Raw genomic sequence first — 20371 nt, forward strand, 5'->3', positions numbered from 1 at the left:
GGGCCTCGTCAGCGACCGGGCAGCGGACGCTCGGGAATCTCCGGCCTCGCCAACGGGTGCCGCACGCGACGCTTGGCGCCCGCGTAGACGTGGACGGTGTCCTCGGCCACCGTGTGCCAGTCGAAATCGGCGGTGAGACGGTCGCGCGCGGCCACCGCGCGCTGCTGGGCCCCGGCCGGGTCGTCGAGGACCTCCCGGACCGCGGACGTGAGCCCGGTGACGTCGCCCGGCTGGAACGACATGCCGGTCTCCCCGTCGACGACCGCTTCACCGAGGCCGCCGGCGGTGGACGCCACGAGCGGGGTTCCGGAGGCGGCGGCCTCGAGTGCGATGATGCCGAACGGCTCGTACCGGCTGGGCAGGACGATCGCGTCGGCGCCGTGCAGCCACCCGTGCAGCTCGATGTGGTCGAGGTTGCCGAGGAAGTTCACGGCACGGGCGACGCGATGGGTGCGGGCCTGCTGGTAGAGCCAGGTGAACTGGGTGCCCTCACCGGCGATCGACAGGGTCGTCCCGGGGTGGCTGCGGCGGATGCGGGGAAGCGCGGCGATGGCGTCCTGCACACCCTTCTCGTATTCGAGGCGGCCGACGAACAGAAGTTTCGGCGGTCCGGACCGCGGCGCGCGCTCGCGGAAGCTCCAGGTGGTGAGGTCGATTCCGTTGCGGATCACCGTGATCGGCGGGAGCTGCGGACCGTAGAGTGTGGTCACTTCGTCCTGCATCGACGCGGAACAGGTGATGAGCGCATCGGATTCGTTGGCCAGCCACCATTCCACCGAATGCACCTGCCGGTTGATCCGGCCGGAGACCCAACCGCTGTGCCGCCCGGCCTCAGTGGCGTGGAGCGTGGAAACCAAAGGGACGTCGTAGAATTCGGCCAACGCGATGGCCGGGTGCGCCACGAGCCAGTCGTGCGCGTGCACCACGTCCGGCTGCCAGCCCTCCCCGACACCCGGCTTGTGCAGGGCGACACCGGCCCGCACCATCGCGTGCCCCATCGCGAGTGTCCACGCCAGCATGTCCTCGCCGAAGACGAAGTGCGCGGGGTCCTCGGCGACGGCGACCACGAGGACGCCGTCCTCGATGTGGGTGACGGTGGGATGGGTGGAGGCGTCGGTGCCCGACGGTCGTCGCGACAGCACCACCACTTCGTGTCCGGCCGCTGCGAGTTCGGTGGCCAGGTGGTGGACGTGGCGGCCGAGACCGCCGACCACGACGGGTGGGTACTCCCACGACACAATCAGGATCTTCACGACGCCCCTCCCTCGGTGCCCGTCAGCCGGTGGTCCCTGCCGGGCAGACGCCGCGCGTCGAGCCCGGGGAACAGGCCGTCGGCGCGGTTCCATCCCTCTGCGAGCCGGTTCGCGGCCACGTCCTTGCCCGCCGAGACCGCGGCGGCGATCTCGCGGGTGGCGTGCGCGTGCTTGTGTGCCCGGTCGCGGGCATACCCGGCCGCCGAATCCTTGCTGACCATGAACGCCCAGTCGCTCGACACCGTCATGAGTGCCTCCCGCAGTATCTGATCGTTCACGCGGCTCCGGAGCGCGGGACGTCCGGGGGCGGTGTCGGCGTCGCGAGTCTTGTCGACGGTGTCGAGGGCGGTCGCGACCACCTCGGAGTTGAGTTGCACCAGGTCCGAGACCTGATCGCCGGCCCATACCCGCCAATCCTTGCCGGATCCCCACGACGAGTTCTCGAGCTGGACGGGTTCGCCCACGTAGCCCTGACTGCGGGCGTCGTCGAGGGTGCCGACCCGAATTCCGGCCTCGGGCAGCGCGCGCAGCACCTTCTCGAGCCACTCGGGGCCCTCGTGCCACCAGTGCCCGAACAGTTCCGTGTCGAACGCCGCGACGACGAGAGCGGGCCGCCTGATGCGCTCGGACTCGGCGCGCAGCCGCTTGCGGACGGTGGCGACGAAGTCGGCCACGTGCCGATCGACCGCGGCCGTCGCGAGGGCGGGGTCGTACGGCGCCTTGTCGGCCGAGTCGACCGTGCGGCCGGTGACCCGGGCCGGTTTGAGACCCGTGTCGTGGTCGTACGTGTGGAAGTCGCGGTAGGCGCCGTGCCCGGGATAGCCCGATTTCGGCGACCACACCCGGTAGCTCACCTGCAGGTCGCGTCCGAACGCGACGACGTCGGACTCACGGACCGGCCTGCCGAGCGACGTGTCGCCGCGCAGGGCGGGACCGTCGACCATGAAATGAGTGACGCCCGCCTCGGCGTATCCGGTCTCCATGCCGGGGGTGTACCCGCATTCGGGCCCCCAGATACCTGTCGGTGTGCAGTTCCACCGCGCGGTGGCGTCGGCGAGCCCCTCGCGAAGGGAGAAGGCGCGCAACCGCGGGTCGAGCAGCGGCTGGAACGGGTGGGCCAGCGGCCCGCCGAGCAGTTCGAACGCCTCGCGGTCGAGAAGGTCGCGCAGTACCGGTGAGCCGCCGTGCAGCCAGCGCAGCTCGAAGTCGGCGAGTGCGGCGGCGGAGGCGCGGTGCTCGCGGGCACCGAGATCGCGGTGCGCCTCGTCGGGCAGGCCTGCCGCCTCGTGCGCGCGGATCTGCCAGTTCCCGAGCCAGTGATGCATTCCCGCGAGACAGTGCGGATCATCGAGCTGAGCTGCGAGAACGGGGGTGATGCCGAGGGTCAGCAGATGCGAGCGACCCTCGTCGGACAGCCGCCGCAGCATCGCGGTGAGGGGGAGGTACGACGCCGCCCACGACTGGTACAGCCACTCCTCGCCCACCGGCCACCGACCGTGGTTGGCGAGCCAGGGCAGGTGAGAGTGCAGAACCAGGCAGAACATGCCCGGTTCCGTCGCGTCGCCCGCTCCGGTGCGGTTGTCGGTTTCGGTCACCGAACAGGATCCTTCACCGCGACGGCCACCAGGTCGAGGCTGTCGTCGATGTCGCCCTCGTGCAGGGCGAAATCGTCGACGGTGATGCCCTCGACGTCGCGGGTCAGTTCGTCGGGCCACGGTTCACCGGCGAGTGCGCGGTCGATCTGCGCGCCGATGAACGAGCCGCCGTGCTTGGCGTCGAGGGACCTCAGCCGATCGCCGTGATGGACGCCGGTCATGAGGGCGACCGTGAACCCGGCCTCCTCGAGCAGTTCGGTCAGCTCGGCCGCGTCGAGTTCGCGGGTGTGGAACGGATTGAGGGGTGTGTCGCGGCCCGGCGAGAACGTGATCCGGTTGGGTGTGCTGACGAGCAGTTCCCCTCCGGGCGTCAGCACCCGGAAGCACTCGCGCAGGAATTGGGCCTGGTCCCATAGGTGTTCGATCACCTGGAAATTGACGACCGTGTCGACGGATTCGTCGTCGAGGGGAAGTTCCGCGAGGTTGCCGTGCAGCATCTCGACGCGGGGGTACCGCGCACGCACGTGTTCGACCGCGGAGATGTCGTAGTCGAGTCCGGTGACGCTCTGTGCCACATCAGCAATCATGTTGGCGCCGTAGCCTTCTCCGGATCCGGCCTCGAGCACCCGGCGTCCCGCGCAGCGGGGGAGGAGGTCGCGGTAGACCACCTCGTGACGCCGGAACCAGTAGTTCTCCTCGGGGATCCCGGGCACGGTCCGCTCGCCCGTGAGGGGCAGTTGCTCGTCTCCGGTCGTTGGCAATTGCTCGTGACCGAGCGGGGGCAGCGGTGCGTCCTCGCGGTCGCCGACAAATGATTCGCTCACCGGTGCGAGGTTAGTGCCACCGGCAAGGTCGCTCGTCCAGGTGGTCTACATCACAGGGATGAAATGCGCTTTCGGCCGTTATGGTGAACGAGACTTTCACGTAAGTTACCGACGGGTAACTTAACGTGGGGTAATCTGTCGCAGAGCAATCGTGCGACGAAATATCGAAAACGGGAGCTCGGCCCACGCGGAGCAACTCACGATAACCACGCAAGAACACACAGGAGGTCGACGAAGACCCATGACGAACATCGTTGTTTTGATCAAGCAGGTCCCCGACACGTGGTCCGAGCGCAAGCTGACTGACGGTGACTACACGCTTGACCGCGAGGCCGCCGATGCAGTGCTCGACGAGATCAACGAGCGCGCCGTCGAAGAAGCGCTCCTGATCAAGGAGGCTCAGGGCGGCGAGGTGACCGTCCTCTCCGCAGGTCCGGACCGCGCCACCGACGCCATCCGCAAGGCCCTGTCCATGGGTGCCGACAAGGCAGTGCACATCAACGACCCGGCCCTCCACGGCTCCGACGCGGTGCAGACCGCGTGGACCCTGGCCGCGGCACTCGGGCAGATCACGTTCGAGAACGAAGAGCCTGCCGACCTGATCATCGCCGGTAACGAGGCCACCGACGGCCGCGTCGGCGCCGTTCCGGCCATCATCGCCGAGTACCTGGGCATCCCGCAGCTCACGCAGCTGCGCAAGCTCACGGTCGCCGACGGCACCGCCACCGGCGAGCGCGAGACCGACGAGGGCCTCTTCGGCCTCGAGGCGAGCCTGCCGGTCATCGTCAGCGTCACCGAGAAGATCAACGAGCCCCGCTTCCCCTCCTTCAAGGGCATCATGGCCGCGAAGAAGAAGGAAGTTCTCGTCTACACGCTGGCCGACCTCGGTGTCGACCCGGAGACCGTGGGTGTCGCCAACGCGGGCACCACCGTCACCGCTTCCACCCCCAAGCCCCCGCGTACCGCTGGTGAGCGCATCGTCGACGAGGGCGACGGCGGCAGCAAGATCGCTGCCTACCTCGTGGGCCAGAAGATCATCTGATCGCGCCCCTCTACAGACCAGCAGACACATACAGGGAGAGTTAGACATGGCAGAAGTACTGGTGCTCGTCGAGCACGCAGAGGGTGCGCTGAAGAAGGTCAGCACCGAACTCATCACCGCCGCTCGCGCGCTCGGTGAGCCGGCCGCAGTGGTCACCGGTCCCGCCGGTACCGCCGACAAGCTGGCCGAGGGCCTCGCCGCCGCAGGCGCGGCCAAGATCTACGTCGCCGAGTCCGACGACATCGACGGCTACCTGGTCACCCCGAAGGTCGACGTGCTCGCGTCGCTCGTCGAGTCGGCAGCCCCGGCTGCGGTCATCACCGCCGCCAGCGTCGAGGGCAAGGAGGTCTCCGGACGTCTTGCTGCCCGCATCGGCTCCGGCCTGCTCGTCGACGTCGTCGACGTGAAGTCCGACGGCAGCGCCGTGCACTCCATCTTCGGTGGCGCGTTCACCGTCGAGGCCAAGGCCAACGGCGACGTCCCGGTCATCTCGGTCCGCCCGGGTGCCATCGAGGCGAAGCCCGAAGCAGGCGCAGGCGAGCAGGTCTCCGTCGAGGTTCCGGCCCAGGACGAGGGCGCCGTCAAGATCACCTCGCGTAATCCGATCGTCGGTGGCGACCGCCCCGAGCTGACCGAGGCTACCGTCGTCGTCTCCGGTGGCCGCGGGGTCGGCAGCGCCGACAAGTTCTCCGTCGTCGAGGAACTCGCCGACTCGCTGGGTGCCGCTGTCGGTGCCTCGCGTGCCGCGGTCGACTCGGGCTACTACCCGGGCCAGTTCCAGGTCGGTCAGACCGGTAAGACGGTCTCCCCGCAGCTGTACATCGCGCTCGGCATCTCCGGTGCCATCCAGCACCGCGCAGGTATGCAGACGTCGAAGACCATCGTCGCCGTGAACAAGGACGAGGAAGCCCCGATCTTCGAGATCGCGGACTACGGCATCGTCGGCGACCTGTTCAAGGTCGCTCCGCAGCTCACCGAGGCTGTCAAGGCCCACAAGGGCTGATTCCGGACCGACGGCGGCCCCGTTCCCTTCGAGGGGAGCGGGGCCGCCGTCGTATCTTCCGTCGTTCATCCGGGCTGCATCGACACGACACCCGGGCGATGCCCCCACGCCGCCCCTGCTCGGTAAACCTGCGCCATGACAACTTCGTCAGTTCTCCGCGCACCGAGTGAGACCGCCGATTCTGTTGTAACCACGCCCCGATACTCCCTGGTCGTTTCGTCCGACCGCGAACACCGCGTGGCCGCCCAGCGGCTGCGCTACCGCGTGTTCGCCTCCGAACCCGGATTCTCCGTCCCCGCACACGCGGATGCCCTCGACGCCGACCGGTTCGACGACTTCTGCGACCACCTCCTCGTCCGCCACGAGGAGTCGGGCGAGTTCGTCGGGTGCTACCGCATGCTCCCACCCGACGCCGCTGCCCAGGCCGGCGGCTACTACACCGCAACCGAATTCGACATCTCCGCTCTGGACCCCGTCGGCAACCGCATCGTCGAGATGGGCCGGGCGTGCGTCGACCCCGACCACCGCTCCGGTTCGGTCCTGAGCCTGATGTGGGCCGGCATCCTCCACTACCTGCAACTCACCGGATACGAATGGGTCATGGGGTGCGTCTCCGTGCCGATGCGGGAGCATCCGGACGCCGTCGCCGGTTCCAACGTCCGCGGGGTCCGTGATCTGCTGCTCCGCAAGTACGGCAACGACCCGGCCGCGCGGGCCGTGCCCAGGAACCCGGTGCGCGTCGACGGGCGGTCGCTCGACGAGATCGAGCCGCCCGCCCGGCCGACCCTGCCGCCGCTGCTCCGGGGCTACCTGCGCCTCGGGGCCAAGGTGTGTGGTGAGCCCGCGCACGATCCGGAGTTCGGTGTCGCCGACTTCGTCGCCCTGCAGGGACTGCACGGCGCCAACGAGCGGTACCTCGAACGGCTGCGGTCGGCGTCGGCCACTCTCGAGGCGGGGGCACGGGCATGAGCACGGCCGTGTCCGAGTCGACCGAGGTGACCGTGCACTCGTGGATGCCGTCGAGTCCGTGCGGCGCTGGATGTCTGCCCGCCGAGTCGAACCGTGTGTCGACCCCGACCGTGGTCGTTCGGTGGTGCCTCGTGGTGTCGGCCCTGGCGACGGCGCCGCTCCTGACCGCGGGATGGCTGCTGCCCCGGTCGTGGCGGACCGGCCTGCAGCGGCGGTACGCGGCGATCCTGTTGCGTTGCATGGGAATTCGACTCGTCATCGTCGATCATCGCGGAAAGCGCCGCCACACCGGCGGGATCCTGGTGGTGGCCGGCCACGTGTCGTGGACCGACGTGCTGGTGCTCAGCGCGATCGCACCGGCGAACTTCGTCGCCCGCGGGGATCTGCTGGACTGGCCGGTTCTGGGGTCGCTCGCGCGGCGGATGAGGGTCGTCCCGATCGAGCGGCAGAGCCTGCGGGCGCTCCCGGACACGGTGGCGACGACGGCGGGCAGGCTGCGCTGCGGCGAACGAGTCGTGGCGTTCCCGGAGGGCACCACGTGGTGCGGACGGGCGTACGGCGGCTTCCGGCCCGCGCTGTTTCAGGCGGCGATCGACGCGGAATGCCCCGTCCAGCCGATCTCGCTGCGGTACACCGGCCGGGGCGGGGAGCTGACGACCGGGCCGTGCTTCGTGGGCGAGGAGACGATCGGTCAGTCGATCCGGCGCATCATCCGTCAGAAGGGTGTCACCGCGGAGGTCCGGCTGGCGCCGATCGAGTATCCGGGGGAGTGCCGTCGCGATCTGGCGGCCCGGTGTGAGCGCGCCGCACGAGGCGACGAACGGATCGATCTCGCAGCGCACGACATCGTCGATCCGCTGCAGGGTGCGGTCGGGACGGCGGCCGCGGGCATCGAGGCGGCGGAGCGTCTCGTCGCCTGAGCTATCCTGGTCACGTCATGACCTCTGCCCGCAGTGCCGATCACCCCGTCTACCTGGACCACGCAGCCACCACTCCCATGGTGCACGCAGCCGTCCGGGCGATGACCGACATCTTCAGGACCGTAGGCAATGCGTCCTCGCTGCACGGTTCCGGGCGCGCCGCCCGCCGTCGCATCGAGGAGGCCCGCGAGTCCATCGCCGCCGACCTCGGCGCCAGGCCGTCCGAGGTCATCTTCACCTCCGGTGGCACCGAGAGCGACAACCTCGCCGTCAAGGGCATCTTCTGGGCCCGGCGCGACGCCGACCCCGGCCGGGTGCGGCTTCTCGCCAGTTCCGTCGAGCACCATGCGGTTCTCGACGCGGTGGAGTGGCTCGAGAAGCACGAGGGTGCTCAGGTCACGTGGCTGCCCGTCGACGAACTGGGCCGGGTGTCCCCGCAGACGCTGCGCGACGAACTCGCCGTCCATGCGGACGAGACGGCCCTGGTCACGATCATGTGGGCCAACAACGAGGTCGGCACGATCATGCCGATCACCGAACTCGCCGCGGTCGCGGCCGAGTTCGGTGTGCCGATGCACAGTGACGCCGTTCAGGCCGTCACGCACATCCCCGTGGACTTCGCTGCGAGCGGGCTGTCCGCGCTGAGCATCGCCGCGCACAAGGTCGGCGGACCGCAGGGCGTCGGTGCACTACTGCTGGGACGGCAGGTGCCGTGTGTGCCGCTGCTGCACGGCGGGGGACACGAACGCGACCTGCGTTCGGGCACCCCGGACACGGCGGGTGTCGTCGGCATGGCGGCGGCGCTGCACGCCGCGACCGCCGACCTCGACTCCCGCGCGGCGGAACTGACCGTCCTGCGCGACCGCCTGATCGAGCGCGTCGGCGAGATCGTTCCCGGCGCCGTGCTGAACGGGCCGGTGGGCAGCGCGCGACTGCCGGGCAACGCGCACTTCACGTTCCCCGGCTGCGAGGGCGATTCGCTGCTGATGCTGCTCGACGCCGCCGGGATCGAGTGTTCGACCGGCTCGGCGTGTACCGCCGGAGTCGCTCGCCCGAGCCACGTCCTGACCGCGATGGGCGTGGATTCCGCGACCGCGCGGGGATCGTTGCGCTTCTCGTTCGGGCACACGTCGACGGTCGCGGACGTGGATGCAGTCATCGCGGCACTGCCGCAAGTTGTGGAGCGGGCCCGCGCCGCCGGGCTCGCAGGTGTCGGAGCGCGTGGAGGGGATCGTTGATGCGAGTACTGGCGGCCATGAGTGGCGGCGTGGATTCCGCTGTGGCGGCGGCACGGGCGGTCGCTGCCGGACACGACGTGGTGGGAGTGCATCTCGCACTGTCCGCCGAGCCGGGCACGCTGCGGACCGGATCCCGGGGCTGCTGCTCCAAGGAGGACGCCGGTGATGCCCGGCGTGCCGCGGACGTGCTCGGAATCCCGTTCTACGTCTGGGATTTCGCCGACCGCTTCAAGGAAGACGTGATCGACGACTTCGTGGCGTCGTACGCCGCGGGGGAGACCCCCAACCCGTGCCTGCGGTGCAACGAGAAGATCAAGTTCGCGGCCCTCGCGGACCGTGCGATCGCCCTCGGGTTCGACGCGGTGGCCACCGGCCACTACGCGCAGCTCGAGAACGGCGTGCTGCGCCGTGCCGTCGACGCGGGCAAGGATCAGTCGTACGTGCTCGGTGTGCTCACCGCCGAGCAGCTGTCGCGGGCGATGTTCCCGGTGGGTGACACCCCGAAGGACCGGATCCGGGAGGAGGCCGCCGAACGTGGCCTCGCCGTGGCGAACAAGCCCGACAGCCACGACATCTGCTTCATCCCGTCCGGTGACACCCGCGCATTCCTGGGCGCCCGCATCGGTGTCCGTCCGGGCAGTGTCGTCGACGCCGAATCGGGTGAGGTGCTCGCGGAACACGAAGGCGTGCACGGTTTCACGATCGGCCAGCGGAAGGGCCTCGGCGTCCAGGGTCCCGCAGTCGACGGGCAACCGCGGTACGTGACGTCGATCGAGCCCGACACCGGCACCGTCCGTGTGGGTTCCGCGCGCAACCTCGAGGTGCACGCCATCACGGCGGACCGCGCCGTGTGGACATCCGGGAGCACGCCGGCCGGACCGGTCGAATGCACCGTCCAGGTGCGGGCCCACGGCGGTCTCGCCGAGGCCGTCGCCGAAGCGGTCGACGGCGGCATCGCCATCTCCCTTCGCGAGCCGCTCACCGGCGTCGCGAAGGGGCAGGCCGTCGTCCTGTACCGGACCGACGCGGCAGGCGACATCGTGCTGGGCAGCGGAACCATCTCGGGTACCGACGCGCGTCCGAACACGCAGTGACGCAAGGTATCTCACTGGCCGGAGCCGTCACCGGCGTCGGCTCGTGGCCGGGCACCGATCCGCGTGAAGCCGCCACGGTCGTCCTCGGCGAACTCGGCCGGCTCCCGCACCTGGTCGAACTGCCCGCCCGCGGGCTCGGCGCCGACATGATCGGACGCGCCAGCGCTCTGCTCGTGGATCTGCAACTGGACGTGTCCACGACGGCCTACCGCGTGGTGCAGCGTCGCGGCTCGGTCGCCAAGCGGGCGACCGACCTCCTGAACCAGGATCTCGACGCCCTCGAGGAGGCGTGGGAGAGTGCGGGCCTCGTCGGCGCCGACCACGTGGTGAAGGTGCAGTCGGTCGGCCCTCTCACGCTGGCGGCCGAGGTTGAACTCGGCACCGGCCGGCGCGTGCTCACCGACCCGGGTGCGGTGCGCGACTTCGCCGAATCGCTGGGCGAGGGACTCGCGCGGCACGCCGCGGAAGTCACCCGACGTCTCGGCGCGCAGGTGTTGGTCCAGTTCGACGAGCCGCGACTGCCCGCCGTGCTGGCGGGCACACTGTCCGGTCGATCGCGGCTCGAGACCGTGCGGGCGATGCCGGAACCGGAGGCTCTCGCCGTGCTCGAGGCCGCGCTCGCGGGCTGCGGCGCGGTGACCATGGTGCATTGCTGTTCTGCGGGTCTGCCCACCGACCTCCTGCGGCGCAGCAGTGCCCGCGCGGTGGGTCTGGACGTGTCACAGCTGGCGTCCGCGGACCTGGACGGCATCGGCGAGTTGCTCGACGCGGGCAAGGAGCTCGCACTGGGCCTCGTCCCGACCGACGCTCCCGCCGTGCCTGCCACGTGGCGCGACCTGGCCCGACCTGCGGTGACGCTGATCGACCGGCTCGGATTTGCGCGCACGATGCTGCGGACCCAGGTCGCTGTGACTCCCGCTTGCGGGCTCGCGGGCGCCGATGCGTCCTGGAGCCGGGAGGCGCTGAAGTTGTGCGCCGAGGTGAGCAGCGCGTTCACCGACGACCCCGAATCACTCTGAGTCCGGCGTTCGGTGTCGGCCGGACCGGTTAATCTTCGGTAGTGAGTGAATCGACCGAAGCCCCGACACCGGCTCCCGGACACGTCCGGGAGCACTGGAACGAGCTGGCCGAGGATGTGCGGCAGCACCAGTTCCGCTACTACGTCCGCGACGCGCCCATCATCTCCGACGGAGAGTTCGATGTGCTGCTGGGCGAGCTGAACGACCTCGAGAACCAGTACCCCGACCTGCGGACGCCCGATTCGCCGACACAACTCGTCGGCGGCGGTTTCGCCACCGACTTCGCCTCCGCCGACCATCTCGAGCGGATGCTCAGCCTCGACAACGTCTTCGCCACCGACGAACTGCGCACCTGGATCAGCCGGGTGGAGCAGGAGACCGGCCCCGACCTGCACTACCTGTGCGAGGTGAAGATCGACGGGGTGGCGCTGAACCTGGTTTACGAGAACGGTCGGCTCGTCCGGGCCGCCACGCGCGGCGACGGCCGGACCGGCGAAGAAGTGACGCTCAACGCGCGGACCATCGACGATATCCCGGAAAAGCTCACCGGCACAGACGAATACCCGGTCCCGGCGCTCCTCGAGGTGCGCGGCGAGGTGTTCTTCCGGCTCGAGGACTTCGCGGCACTCAACGCGGCGCTCGTCGAGGAAGGCAAGGCGCCGTTCGCGAATCCCCGGAACTCCGCGGCCGGATCGCTGCGGCAGAAGAATCCGGCCGTGACGGCCCGCAGGCGCCTCGGGATGATCTGCCACGGCCTCGGCCGGAGCGAAGGATTCGAGCCGGTCTCCCAGTACGACGCGTACACGGCACTGGCGGCGTGGGGCCTGCCGGTGTCGACCCACACCGCCCGCGTCACGGGCGCGGACGCCGTCGTGGACAGGGTGCAGTACTGGGGCGAGCATCGGCACGACGTCGAGCACGAGATCGACGGTCTGGTGGTGAAGGTCGACGAGACGTCGCTGCAACGCCGGCTGGGGTCCACGTCGCGGGCGCCGCGCTGGGCGATCGCCTACAAGTACCCGCCGGAAGAGGCCACCACCAAGCTCCTCGACATCCGGGTCAACGTCGGTCGTACCGGCCGGGTCACCCCGTTCGCCTACATGGAACCGGTCACGGTCGCCGGCTCCACCGTTTCCCTGGCCACCCTGCACAACGGCTCGGAGGTCAAACGCAAGGGCGTGCTCATCGGCGACACGGTCGTGCTGCGCAAGGCCGGTGACGTCATTCCCGAGGTTCTCGGGCCGGTGGTCGACGCCCGGACGGGCGACGAGTACGAGTTCGTGATGCCCACCCACTGCCCGGAGTGCGACACGCCGCTGGCCCCCGCCAAGGAGGGTGACGCGGACATTCGCTGCCCCAACCAGCAGTACTGCCCCGCGCAGCTCCGGGAACGCGTGTTCCACGTCGCGGGACGCGGCGCATTCGACATCGAGGTCCTCGGCTACGAGGCCGCCACGAGCCTGCTCGAAGCGAAGGCGATCGGTGACGAGGGCGACCTGTTCTCGCTCACCGAGGACGATCTGCTCAAGACGTCGCTCTTCCGGACCAAGGCCGGCGGGCTGTCGGCCAACGGCCGCCGGCTGCTCGACAATCTCGATTCCGCCAAGGACAAGCCGCTGTGGCGGGTGCTGGTCGCGCTGTCCATCCGTCATGTCGGTCCCACGGCGGCGCGCGCGTTGGCCGGTGAATTCGGGTCGCTCCAGCGGATCCGGGAGAGCTCCGTCGAGGAACTCGCGGCAGTGGACGGGGTCGGCGGCACCATCGCCGCTGCCGTCGCCGAGTGGTTCGGCGTCGACTGGCACCAGCAGATCGTGGAGAAGTGGTCCGCGGCCGGGGTTCGCATGGAAGACGAACGCGACGAATCGATTCCGCGCAATCTCGAGGGACTGTCGATCGTCGTCACGGGTTCGCTCGAGACGTTCTCGCGCGACCAGGCGAAGGAGGCGATCCTCGTCCGAGGCGGTAAGGCCGCGGGTTCGGTGTCGAAGAAGACGGCATTCGTGGTGGTCGGCGAATCGCCGGGAACGAAGCACGACAAAGCCGTTGAACTCGGAGTGCCGGTCCTCGACGAGGACGGGTTCCGCCGACTGCTGGAGGGCGGACCGGACGCGGTCGCGGATTCCGGAGTGTGATCGGAACCTCACGCTCGCATTTTGGGCGGCGTGAGCCGTCCTGTCATAGTTCTGGACATGATCGAGATTCGGAATGCGACGCCGGACGACTACGAGGCCGTCGGTGACCTGACGGTGATCGCCTACGTGGGCGGCGGATTCGTCGAGGCGCACGATCCGTACACGAACCGGTTGCGCGACACGGCCGAGCGCGCGGAGAAGGCGGATGTCCGGGTGGCCGTGATGGAGGGCCAGATCGTGGGTTCCGTCACGATCGCAGAACCGGCGTCACCGTACGCCGATGTCGCGCAGCCGGGTGAACTCGAATTCCGGATGCTCGCCGTGACACCCGACGCCCGCGGGTCCGGGGTCGGGTCGGCGCTCGTGCGGCACGTGCTGGACACGGCCTACGACCGCGGGGACCGCGCGGTCGTGATGTCCACCCAGCCGGACATGGAAGATGCCCGCCGCATCTACGACCGCAACGGTTTCGTGCCTGTGCCCGAACGCAATTGGGTGCCCGTGCCGGGTGTCGAGCTGACGGTCCTGGTTCGCGAACTGGTCTGAGGCGACCACCGCCGGACCTCTCGGCCCGGGACGGCGGTCAGCTCAGGACCGTCGCGATGATGCCGGCGAGGTAACCCAGCCGGGCGATCTCGGACGGACGGAATTCCGGGCCGCCGGGGCGGCCGAGCATCAGCACACGGCCGGTGGTCCCGAGGGGAGCCGCCGCGAGTGTGGTGTTCATGTCGCGCCACACCTGCGGCACCCAGTCGCCCTCGCCGTCGAGCGCAGTGGGCTTCTCCAGCGGCATCCACGGGATCTCGGTGGCGTGGGTCTCGGGAGCTCCCGAGCTGCCGACCACACGGTATGCGCCGTGCGGTCCGAGGTCGGCGACCACGGACCAGCCGACCCGGAGCACGCGCGGCGCCCCGTCGACGAGGACCTGCAGCCGATCGTCCGCCGCGGTGGCGACCTGGTCGATGAGCTCGAGCTCGCGGTGGGTGTCGAGGATTCCGGCGTACGGCCGGATGGAGTCGACGGTGACGCCGGGCAGGTTCTCGGCGGCCGTGATGAGGGTGTCGGGGAGCGATCCCGGCTCGACATCGACCACGAGGTCGTCGATGGCGAATCCGGCACCCCGTTCCACCACGTCGAGCGACAGAATGTCAGCACCCACCGAGCCCAGGGCGACGGCGAGAGAGCCGAGGCTACCGGGACGGTCGGGGAGCTGGACGCGAAGCAGATACGACACGTGCGTCCCTTTCACCACGAGATAGACGCGGGAGTACCTGCGACCCCCGTCGCTCACCATCCTTGCACTTTCGTTCCCGAGTATGCGGTCCCCCCTGCGGCTTCGCCGGGGACGGGACGGGGACTCGCAGGTCGCGCTCGATTCGTGACACCGCCGATACGGATTCGCCTCGTCCGCGAAACACGACAGCCCAAACATGGGTGCATGAACACCACGGCAACGGGAGTGACGACGTCCGTCTCGAGGCGGGTGGCGGCCGGCCGGGAACAGGAATTCCTGCGCTGGACGGACGCCGGGATGGCGATGGCGGGCACATTCCCGGGGTTCCTCGGCGGGGGCTGGCTGCGTGCGGCGTCCGATCCCGAGCAGTACCACGTGGTGTACCGGTTCGCGGACGAGGACACTCTCGAGGCGTGGACGACGTCGCCCGCCAGGAAGGTGTGGGTAGGCAGGGGGACTGGTCTCGCGCAGGACACGGTCACGCACCGGCTGACCGGGGTGGAGGGCTGGTTCGAACCGCAGTCGACGCTCACGCACGCCGTTCGGGTCACGCCGCCACCGCCGCGATGGAAGCAGGCGGTCACCATCTGGCTCGGCTTCTTCCCGATATCACTCCTCATCGCGTTGTTCGTCACCCCCCGGCTCGCGGCACTGGACGTGGTGACCCGCACCGTGGTGGCGTCGGTGGTGACGACTCCGGTGATGGTCTTCGTGGTTCTGCCGTTCCTGACGGGCAGGTTGCGGCGCTGGCTGCACGGCTGATCGAGCCAGGCTCTAGGCTGGGACCCACTTGTGTACGTCCGAACCGAAAGGGGCCCCGCGGTGCCTGCCATCTCCCGTGACGAGGTCGCGCACCTCGCGCGGCTGTCTCGACTCGCCCTGACCGACGCCGAGCTCGACGAGTTCGCCGGTCAGCTGGACTCGATTCTCAGCCACGTGAAGGTGGTCACCGAGGTACCCGCCGAGGATGTTCCGCCGATGGCGAACCCGAACTCGGTCACCAACGTGACCCGTCCCGACGTGATCGTCCCCGGCCTGACTCCCGAGCAGGCGCTGTCCGGCGCCCCGGCTGTCGAGCAGGATCGCTTCGCCGTCCCGCAGATCCTTGGAGAGGGCGAATGAGCGCCGAACTGACCACACTCGACGCCGCAGATCTCGCGTCGAAGATCCACCGCCGTGAGGTGTCGTCCGTCGAGGTCACCCAGGCACATCTCGACCGGATCGCCGCAGTCGACGGCGAACTGAACGCCTTCCTGCACGTGGCAGGCGAGCAGGCCCTCGTGTCGGCGAAGGAAGTGGACAGCAGCCTCGCCGCAGGCAATGCGCCCGCCTCCCCGCTCGCGGGAGTTCCGTTGGCGCTCAAGGACATCTTCACCACCACCGACATGCCCACCACGTGCGCGTCGAAGATTCTCGAAGGCTGGATCGCACCGTACGACGCGACGCTCACGACGAAACTGCGCGAGGCCGGCATCCCGATCCTGGGAAAGACCAACCTCGACGAGTTCGCGATGGGTTCGTCCACCGAGAACTCCGCCTACGGCCCCACCCGCAACCCGTGGGACACCACGCGCATCCCGGGCGGCTCGGGCGGCGGCAGTGCCGCGGCCCTCGCGTCCCGGCAGGCTCCCCTCGCGATCGGCACCGACACCGGCGGCTCGATCCGTCAGCCCGCCGCCGTCACGGCGACGGTCGGCACCAAGCCGACGTACGGCACGGTCTCCCGGTTCGGCCTGGTGGCCTGCGCGTCCTCGCTCGACCAGGGTGGCCCGTGCGGCCGCACGGTCCTCGACACGGCACTGTTGCACGAGGTCATCGCCGGGCACGACCCGCGCGACTCGACGTCGATCGACGCGCCCGTGCGACCCGTGGTGGCGGCTGCGCGTGAGGGTGCCGGCGGCAATCTCAAGGGCGTCAAGGTCGGTGTCGTCAAGGAACTGCACTCCGACAGCTACCAGCCCGGGGTCATCTCCTCGTTCGACGCCGCCGTCGCGCAACTCACCGAACTCGGTGCCGAGGTCGTCGAGGTGTCGTGCCCCAACTTCGAGTACGCGCTCGCGTCGTACTACCTGATCCTGCCGAGCGAGGTGTCGTCGAACCTCGCGCGCTTCGACGCGATGCGGTACGGACTGCGCATCGACGAGGGCGACATGAGCGCCGACCAGGTGATGGCCGCGACGCGTGCCGCCGGCTTCGGCCCGGAGGTCAAGCGCCGCATCATGATCGGCACGTACGCGCTGTCGTCGGGCTACTACGACGCCTACTACGGTCAGGCGCTCAAGGTGCGGACGCTCATCGCCAGGGACTTCGAGAAGGCCTACGAGAAGGTGGACGTCCTGGTGTCGCCCACCAGCCCGTTCACCCCGTGGAAGCTGGGAGAGAAGGTCGGCGACCCGCTCGCGATGTACCTCTCGGACCTGTGCACGCTGCCCACCAACCTGGCCGGGCACTGCGCGATGTCGGTGCCGTCGGGACTGTCCGCGGACGACGGTCTGCCGGTGGGCCTGCAGATCATGGCTCCCGCGCTGGCCGACGAGCGGCTGTACCGCGTCGGTGCCGCCTACGAGGCTGCACGCGGTCCGATCGGCTCGCCGAACTAGGGCCCGGTCTCGCCGAGCTGGGAGCAGTCGGGCAGGGCGGTGCCCTGCTCGCTGCCGTAGCGGTGTCCGTGCCCGGCCGCGAAGTTCAGCGCGGACACCAGATCGACGCTCGTCTGCAGAAACGTGATGCCCGGAATCCATTGGGGTACCGGCGCATCGCGTTCTGCGAGCGAGAGGTCGGGTCGGTGCACGATCAGGTCGGGGGACCACCACACCACCGGGTCGGATGTGTTCGCGAGCACTTTCGCTCCGTCCGTCAGCACGGAGCCGGCGGGCGGGCCTGCCCACAGTGCGCCGCAGACTCGCTCGCGGAGTTGGTCGGCGTCGGTGAAAATTGAACTGCCGCCGACGGATCCGAGGCTCTGGCCGTAGACGTAGAGTGCCGGGCGCAGGAGGTCGGGGAGGTCGGCGATCCGCTCGGCGACGGCATCGAACAATGCTGCGGCCGATTCGTCTGCAGCGGAACGTCCGAACATGAACGTGATCCAGCTCGGCAGGTACGAGTACTGCATGCCGACGATGGCGACGTCGTCAGCGAAGCGTTCCTCGAATCCCTCGGCGGCGTTCTCGTCGATCCACCCCGAGCCGGTGGGTACGGTGACGACGATGGCGGACCGGGTGAATCCGCCGGCCCGCTCGAGCTCCGAGACTGCCAGTGCCGCACGCGATTCGATGTTCGGCGCCGAGTCCATTCCCACATAGGTGCGGATGCCGGCCGACTGCTCGCCCGCTGCTACGAACCGTCGTCCCTGGCGCCCGAGCGACTCCCAGCTGATCGCGGAGTCCGGGCTGCCGGAGAATTCGGCGGACATCGGCCGGTGCAGGGACACGTCGACGAGCGCGTTGGAGTCGCTGTAGGAACGCGACATCATTCCCCACAACGCGGGACCGGCGACCAGTTGCAGTCCGGTCGCGAGAACGACGGCGGTGGTGGCGCTGCCGATCCAGCCGAGACGGCGGGCGACCGTGCCGACGAAGCTGCCGATGCCGACGAACAGCAGGAACGTCAGCGCCGCCCCGATGATCGCCTGCATCCAGTGATCCGGCCCGATGCCCGGCATGCCCATGGCAGCGCGCAGCGAATCCTGCCAGTGGTCGGCGAGCACGATCGCCCAGGCCACCACGATCATGGCGCCGATCAGGACCAGCAGACGCACCGAGTCCCGCGGAGGGTGATGGCTGCGCGAACGGGTGACGAGGTACCTCACCCGACGGATGAGGACGACGAACCCGAAACCGAATGCGGCGAGGACCCCGGTGAACAAGGCCTGCGTCAGCGCACTCCGGGGGAGCAGTGAAGGAGCGAGAGACGCGAGTGTGACGGCGGTGACGACGATCGTGGACGAGGCGCGGGGGAGAGCAGAGACCGGAATCGTCGTGACCAGTGTCCGGCGCAGGGCATTCGGCTTCGTTCGCGAGCGACCGTGCACCGTGCTCCGTCCGGGATCGGACAGAGCGGCGGTGGTCATGCGACGGCTCCGACCGGATGCGGGCGGCGGCGGATCGACCAGGCCGCGCCGGCGAGGAGCGCGACACCGACACCGCCTGCCAGTACATACGGGAGCCCGGATTCGGTGACCGGTGCCGAATAGCCCTGTCGCCAGCTGTTTCCGGTGACGAAGGTGGTCGCGACATTCGCCATCACGAAGCACTGCGCCCGTGCCTGCTCGTCGGCGCGGGTGTCGCACGCCGCGTGCATGCGCTGATCCAGCTGCGCGTCGAGGCTCTGCCGCGCCCAGGGACCCAGGTCCTCGCCGGACCGTGATGCGTACCGCAGAAGGTCGTACCCGAGGTCGTGTGCCTTGCACGAGGTGTCGAACTCGAGGGGCAGCGGCACGGGGGACGAGCAGTCTCCGCCGGGATTGGCGAGCATCCCGTCGATCGGCACCGGCGTGTACCCCATCACGGAAGCGAAGTCCGCGGGAATGGAGTCCCCGGAGAGCTCTGCCGGTGCGGTGAGGGTGTGCACCGCGGCGGAGGCGGCGACGTTCTCGTGCCGGGGTGTGCTCGCCGCGCCGGTGCCTGCGAATCCTGTCGTGGTCAGTAGTGCGGTTGCGGCGCACGCCACCGCGGCCCAAGTCGTTCTCCGTGTCCCCGTCGTTCGCATGACGAGAACGTTATGAATTCGTGTTGCGCAGCCACATCACCCCGGAGTCCGGTTCGATCTCTGGCTTCGTGGTGCGAGGGGGCACCGATCTCATACTGCGGGGCTACGCCGACCTGGACCCGGGGTATGAGGACACTCCGTGACCAGGGTTTCTAATGTCGACGATGTGAAGACGAAGACGCGCATCCGGAGAGCCGCCGAAGGTCAGTGGCTGAACGTGGCAATCGTCGTGGTCACGGCGATTCTGTTCGCCGTGGCGTGGCCGACCCTGCAGCTGACCCACCAGGTCAGTCCTCCAATTCAACCGTTCGTGGCAGCGCTCGCGACGTTCCCGTTCCTGCTCATCCGGTCGAATCCGGCGCTGGCCTGGGCCGTCTCCGCGGTCTCGGCGCTGGTGATTCCGCGCGTCTTCGCACTGCAGGACGGCTACGACTACCCCTGGCAGGTGGTCCACATCCTGGTGATGCTCGCCCTGCTGGCCGCCGTCAGCATGCGCGCCGCAATTCCGGTCGTGGGTGTGGCATGGATCTCCACCGTCCTGCTGTTCCTCGCCGACACCCCGGGCACCAACGGCCGCGGGTGGGCGGTGGGCCTGACCGCGATCGTCGTCTTCGGCCTGCTGATCCGCTGGCTGGTGCTGTCCCGCCGGCAGCTCGCACAGCAGGAGGAGCTGAGCGAGCTCGAGCGCACTCGCCGGACGATCCTCGAGGAGAAGGCGCGCATCGCCCGGGACCTGCACGACGTCGTCGCGCACCACATGTCGATGGTCGTGGTGCAGGCGCAGAGCGCGCCGTACCGCATCGCCGACATGTCGGACGAGACGCGGGCCGAGTTCGAATCGATCGGAGCCGCCGGCCGCGCCGCGTTGAACGAGGTGCGCGGACTGCTCGGAGTGCTGCGCAGCGACGGCCAGCTGGCCGAGCACGCGCCGCAGCCCGGGGTTCAGCAGATCAGCGAGCTGCTCGAGGGCAGCCGCAGAGCCGGCATTCCCGTCTCCTGGCACGTCGACGGCGACCCGACGCTCGTGTCGGAGTCGGTCGGGCTCGTGATGTACCGCATCCTGCAGGAATCCCTCGCCAACACGGCCCGCCACGCGGCGGGCGCCGCGGTCGAGGTGAAGATCGCGTACGAGTCGCCGATCGCGTCCGTGTCGATCGTGAACGGCCAGCCGAGGCGGAGCCTCGTCTCGGCGCTGACCAGACACGAGTCGACCGGCGGCAACGGCATCATCGGTATGCGCGAGCGTGCGCAGGCAGTCGGGGGCGTACTCACCACCCACCTGCACGACAACGGCGGATTCGAGGTCCACGCCGAGTTCCCGGTGGCCTCCGCCTAGGCTGG

Annotated in this window: 19 protein-coding genes; 13 read left to right on the plus strand and 6 right to left on the minus strand. The window is 69.3% G+C overall.

Going from position 1 to position 20371, the window contains the following annotated elements; translation table 11 throughout:
• Nucleotides 1-8 precede the first annotated feature (8 nt).
• The 3 genes from ACFVJ3_RS00360 to ACFVJ3_RS00370 are packed head-to-tail and all read right to left on the minus strand — an operon-like array spanning nt 9 to nt 3672.
• Nucleotides 9-1253, minus strand: a complete 1245-nt coding sequence (locus ACFVJ3_RS00360) for a glycosyltransferase family 4 protein (protein ID WP_378450168.1) — start codon at nt 1251-1253, stop codon at nt 9-11.
• Nucleotides 1250-2848 carry a 1,4-alpha-glucan branching protein domain-containing protein gene (locus tag ACFVJ3_RS00365; RefSeq protein ID WP_378450169.1) on the minus strand — a complete coding sequence of 533 codons (1599 nt, stop codon included), beginning with the start codon at nt 2846-2848 and terminating at the stop codon, nt 1250-1252. Before ACFVJ3_RS00365 ends, ACFVJ3_RS00360 begins: the two co-directional genes overlap by 4 nt.
• Nucleotides 2845-3672: a class I SAM-dependent methyltransferase gene (locus ACFVJ3_RS00370; RefSeq protein ID WP_378450170.1), complete on the minus strand. Its 828-nt coding sequence runs from the start codon at nt 3670-3672 to the stop codon at nt 2845-2847. Before ACFVJ3_RS00370 ends, ACFVJ3_RS00365 begins: the two co-directional genes overlap by 4 nt.
• 241 nt (nt 3673-3913) lie before the next feature.
• Between ACFVJ3_RS00370 and ACFVJ3_RS00375 the strand changes: the two genes are divergently transcribed.
• The 9 genes from ACFVJ3_RS00375 (at nt 3914) to ACFVJ3_RS00415 (ending at nt 13635) form a co-directional block, all read left to right on the plus strand.
• Nucleotides 3914-4714, plus strand: coding sequence for an electron transfer flavoprotein subunit beta/FixA family protein (locus ACFVJ3_RS00375; RefSeq protein WP_378450171.1), 801 nt, complete (start codon nt 3914-3916; stop codon nt 4712-4714).
• 46 nt (nt 4715-4760) lie between these two features.
• Nucleotides 4761-5717: an electron transfer flavoprotein subunit alpha/FixB family protein gene (locus tag ACFVJ3_RS00380; RefSeq protein ID WP_378450172.1), complete on the plus strand. Its 957-nt coding sequence runs from the start codon at nt 4761-4763 to the stop codon at nt 5715-5717.
• A 135-nt stretch (nt 5718-5852) separates the two neighbouring features.
• Nucleotides 5853-6686: a GNAT family N-acetyltransferase gene (locus ACFVJ3_RS00385; RefSeq protein WP_378450173.1), complete on the plus strand. Its 834-nt coding sequence runs from the start codon at nt 5853-5855 to the stop codon at nt 6684-6686.
• Nucleotides 6683-7606: a lysophospholipid acyltransferase family protein gene (locus ACFVJ3_RS00390; protein ID WP_378450174.1), complete on the plus strand. Its 924-nt coding sequence runs from the start codon at nt 6683-6685 to the stop codon at nt 7604-7606. Before ACFVJ3_RS00385 ends, ACFVJ3_RS00390 begins: the two co-directional genes overlap by 4 nt.
• Before the next feature lie 17 nt (nt 7607-7623).
• Nucleotides 7624-8844 (plus strand): cysteine desulfurase family protein, encoded by a 1221-nt coding sequence (locus ACFVJ3_RS00395; RefSeq protein WP_378450175.1) that lies wholly within the window; start codon nt 7624-7626, stop codon nt 8842-8844.
• The gene (mnmA, locus tag ACFVJ3_RS00400) at nt 8844-9938 is read left to right on the plus strand and encodes a tRNA 2-thiouridine(34) synthase MnmA (RefSeq protein WP_378450176.1); all 1095 of its coding nucleotides are present in this window, start codon (nt 8844-8846) and stop codon (nt 9936-9938) included. Before ACFVJ3_RS00395 ends, mnmA begins: the two co-directional genes overlap by 1 nt.
• Entirely contained in the window at nt 9935-10957 is a 1023-nt protein-coding gene (locus ACFVJ3_RS00405; protein ID WP_378450177.1) for a methionine synthase, read from the plus strand. The genes mnmA and ACFVJ3_RS00405 overlap by 4 nt, the downstream gene beginning before the upstream one ends.
• A gap of 41 nt (nt 10958-10998) precedes the next feature.
• Nucleotides 10999-13089: an NAD-dependent DNA ligase LigA gene (gene ligA, locus ACFVJ3_RS00410; RefSeq protein WP_378450178.1), complete on the plus strand. Its 2091-nt coding sequence runs from the start codon at nt 10999-11001 to the stop codon at nt 13087-13089.
• 57 nt (nt 13090-13146) lie between these two features.
• Nucleotides 13147-13635, plus strand: a complete 489-nt coding sequence (locus tag ACFVJ3_RS00415; RefSeq protein ID WP_378450179.1) for a GNAT family N-acetyltransferase — start codon at nt 13147-13149, stop codon at nt 13633-13635.
• A 37-nt stretch (nt 13636-13672) separates the two neighbouring features.
• Here ACFVJ3_RS00415 and ACFVJ3_RS00420 read toward each other — a convergent pair whose 3' ends face one another.
• Nucleotides 13673-14323, minus strand: coding sequence for an amino acid-binding protein (locus tag ACFVJ3_RS00420; RefSeq protein ID WP_025432327.1), 651 nt, complete (start codon nt 14321-14323; stop codon nt 13673-13675).
• Between the two features lie 204 nt (nt 14324-14527).
• Between ACFVJ3_RS00420 and ACFVJ3_RS00425 the strand changes: the two genes are divergently transcribed.
• From ACFVJ3_RS00425 to gatA, 3 genes are read left to right on the plus strand one after another with little or no spacing between them, the layout of a single operon-like run.
• Nucleotides 14528-15085: an antibiotic biosynthesis monooxygenase gene (locus tag ACFVJ3_RS00425; protein WP_378450180.1), complete on the plus strand. Its 558-nt coding sequence runs from the start codon at nt 14528-14530 to the stop codon at nt 15083-15085.
• A gap of 60 nt (nt 15086-15145) precedes the next feature.
• Entirely contained in the window at nt 15146-15445 is a 300-nt protein-coding gene (gene gatC, locus ACFVJ3_RS00430) for an Asp-tRNA(Asn)/Glu-tRNA(Gln) amidotransferase subunit GatC (protein WP_378450181.1), read from the plus strand.
• The gene (gatA, locus tag ACFVJ3_RS00435) at nt 15442-16923 is read left to right on the plus strand and encodes an Asp-tRNA(Asn)/Glu-tRNA(Gln) amidotransferase subunit GatA (protein ID WP_378450182.1); all 1482 of its coding nucleotides are present in this window, start codon (nt 15442-15444) and stop codon (nt 16921-16923) included. The genes gatC and gatA overlap by 4 nt, the downstream gene beginning before the upstream one ends.
• Here gatA and ACFVJ3_RS00440 read toward each other — a convergent pair.
• Both ACFVJ3_RS00440 and ACFVJ3_RS00445 read right to left on the minus strand, forming a co-directional pair.
• Nucleotides 16920-18392: an alpha/beta-hydrolase family protein gene (locus ACFVJ3_RS00440; RefSeq protein ID WP_378450183.1), complete on the minus strand. Its 1473-nt coding sequence runs from the start codon at nt 18390-18392 to the stop codon at nt 16920-16922. The two genes, gatA and ACFVJ3_RS00440, sit on opposite strands and share 4 nt — an antisense overlap.
• Nucleotides 18389-19030 carry a hypothetical protein gene (locus ACFVJ3_RS00445; protein ID WP_378450184.1) on the minus strand — a complete coding sequence of 214 codons (642 nt, stop codon included), beginning with the start codon at nt 19028-19030 and terminating at the stop codon, nt 18389-18391. Before ACFVJ3_RS00445 ends, ACFVJ3_RS00440 begins: the two co-directional genes overlap by 4 nt.
• Before the next feature lie 139 nt (nt 19031-19169).
• Here ACFVJ3_RS00445 and ACFVJ3_RS00450 point away from each other — a divergent pair, with 139 nt between their 5' ends.
• The gene (locus ACFVJ3_RS00450; protein WP_378450185.1) at nt 19170-20366 is read left to right on the plus strand and encodes a sensor histidine kinase; all 1197 of its coding nucleotides are present in this window, start codon (nt 19170-19172) and stop codon (nt 20364-20366) included.
• The last annotated feature ends 5 nt before the right edge of the window (nt 20367-20371 follow it).

This window comes from Rhodococcus sp. NPDC127593 (assembly GCF_042671975.1).
Classification (GTDB): Bacteria; Actinomycetota; Actinomycetes; order Mycobacteriales; family Mycobacteriaceae; genus Rhodococcus_F.

Coding starts and splice junctions, on each gene's coding strand:
- ACFVJ3_RS00375 (WP_378450171.1), top strand. CDS start 3,914: ATGACGAACATCGTTGTTTTGATCAAGCAGGTCCCCGACACGTGGTCC.
- ACFVJ3_RS00380 (WP_378450172.1), top strand. CDS start 4,761: ATGGCAGAAGTACTGGTGCTCGTCGAGCACGCAGAGGGTGCGCTGAAG.
- ACFVJ3_RS00385 (WP_378450173.1), top strand. CDS start 5,853: ATGACAACTTCGTCAGTTCTCCGCGCACCGAGTGAGACCGCCGATTCT.
- ACFVJ3_RS00390 (WP_378450174.1), top strand. CDS start 6,683: ATGAGCACGGCCGTGTCCGAGTCGACCGAGGTGACCGTGCACTCGTGG.
- ACFVJ3_RS00395 (WP_378450175.1), top strand. CDS start 7,624: ATGACCTCTGCCCGCAGTGCCGATCACCCCGTCTACCTGGACCACGCA.
- mnmA (WP_378450176.1), top strand. CDS start 8,844: ATGCGAGTACTGGCGGCCATGAGTGGCGGCGTGGATTCCGCTGTGGCG.
- ACFVJ3_RS00415 (WP_378450179.1), top strand. CDS start 13,147: ATGATCGAGATTCGGAATGCGACGCCGGACGACTACGAGGCCGTCGGT.
- ACFVJ3_RS00425 (WP_378450180.1), top strand. CDS start 14,528: ATGAACACCACGGCAACGGGAGTGACGACGTCCGTCTCGAGGCGGGTG.
- gatA (WP_378450182.1), top strand. CDS start 15,442: ATGAGCGCCGAACTGACCACACTCGACGCCGCAGATCTCGCGTCGAAG.
- ACFVJ3_RS00440 (WP_378450183.1), bottom strand. CDS start 18,392: ATGACCACCGCCGCTCTGTCCGATCCCGGACGGAGCACGGTGCACGGT.
- ACFVJ3_RS00445 (WP_378450184.1), bottom strand. CDS start 19,030: ATGCGAACGACGGGGACACGGAGAACGACTTGGGCCGCGGTGGCGTGC.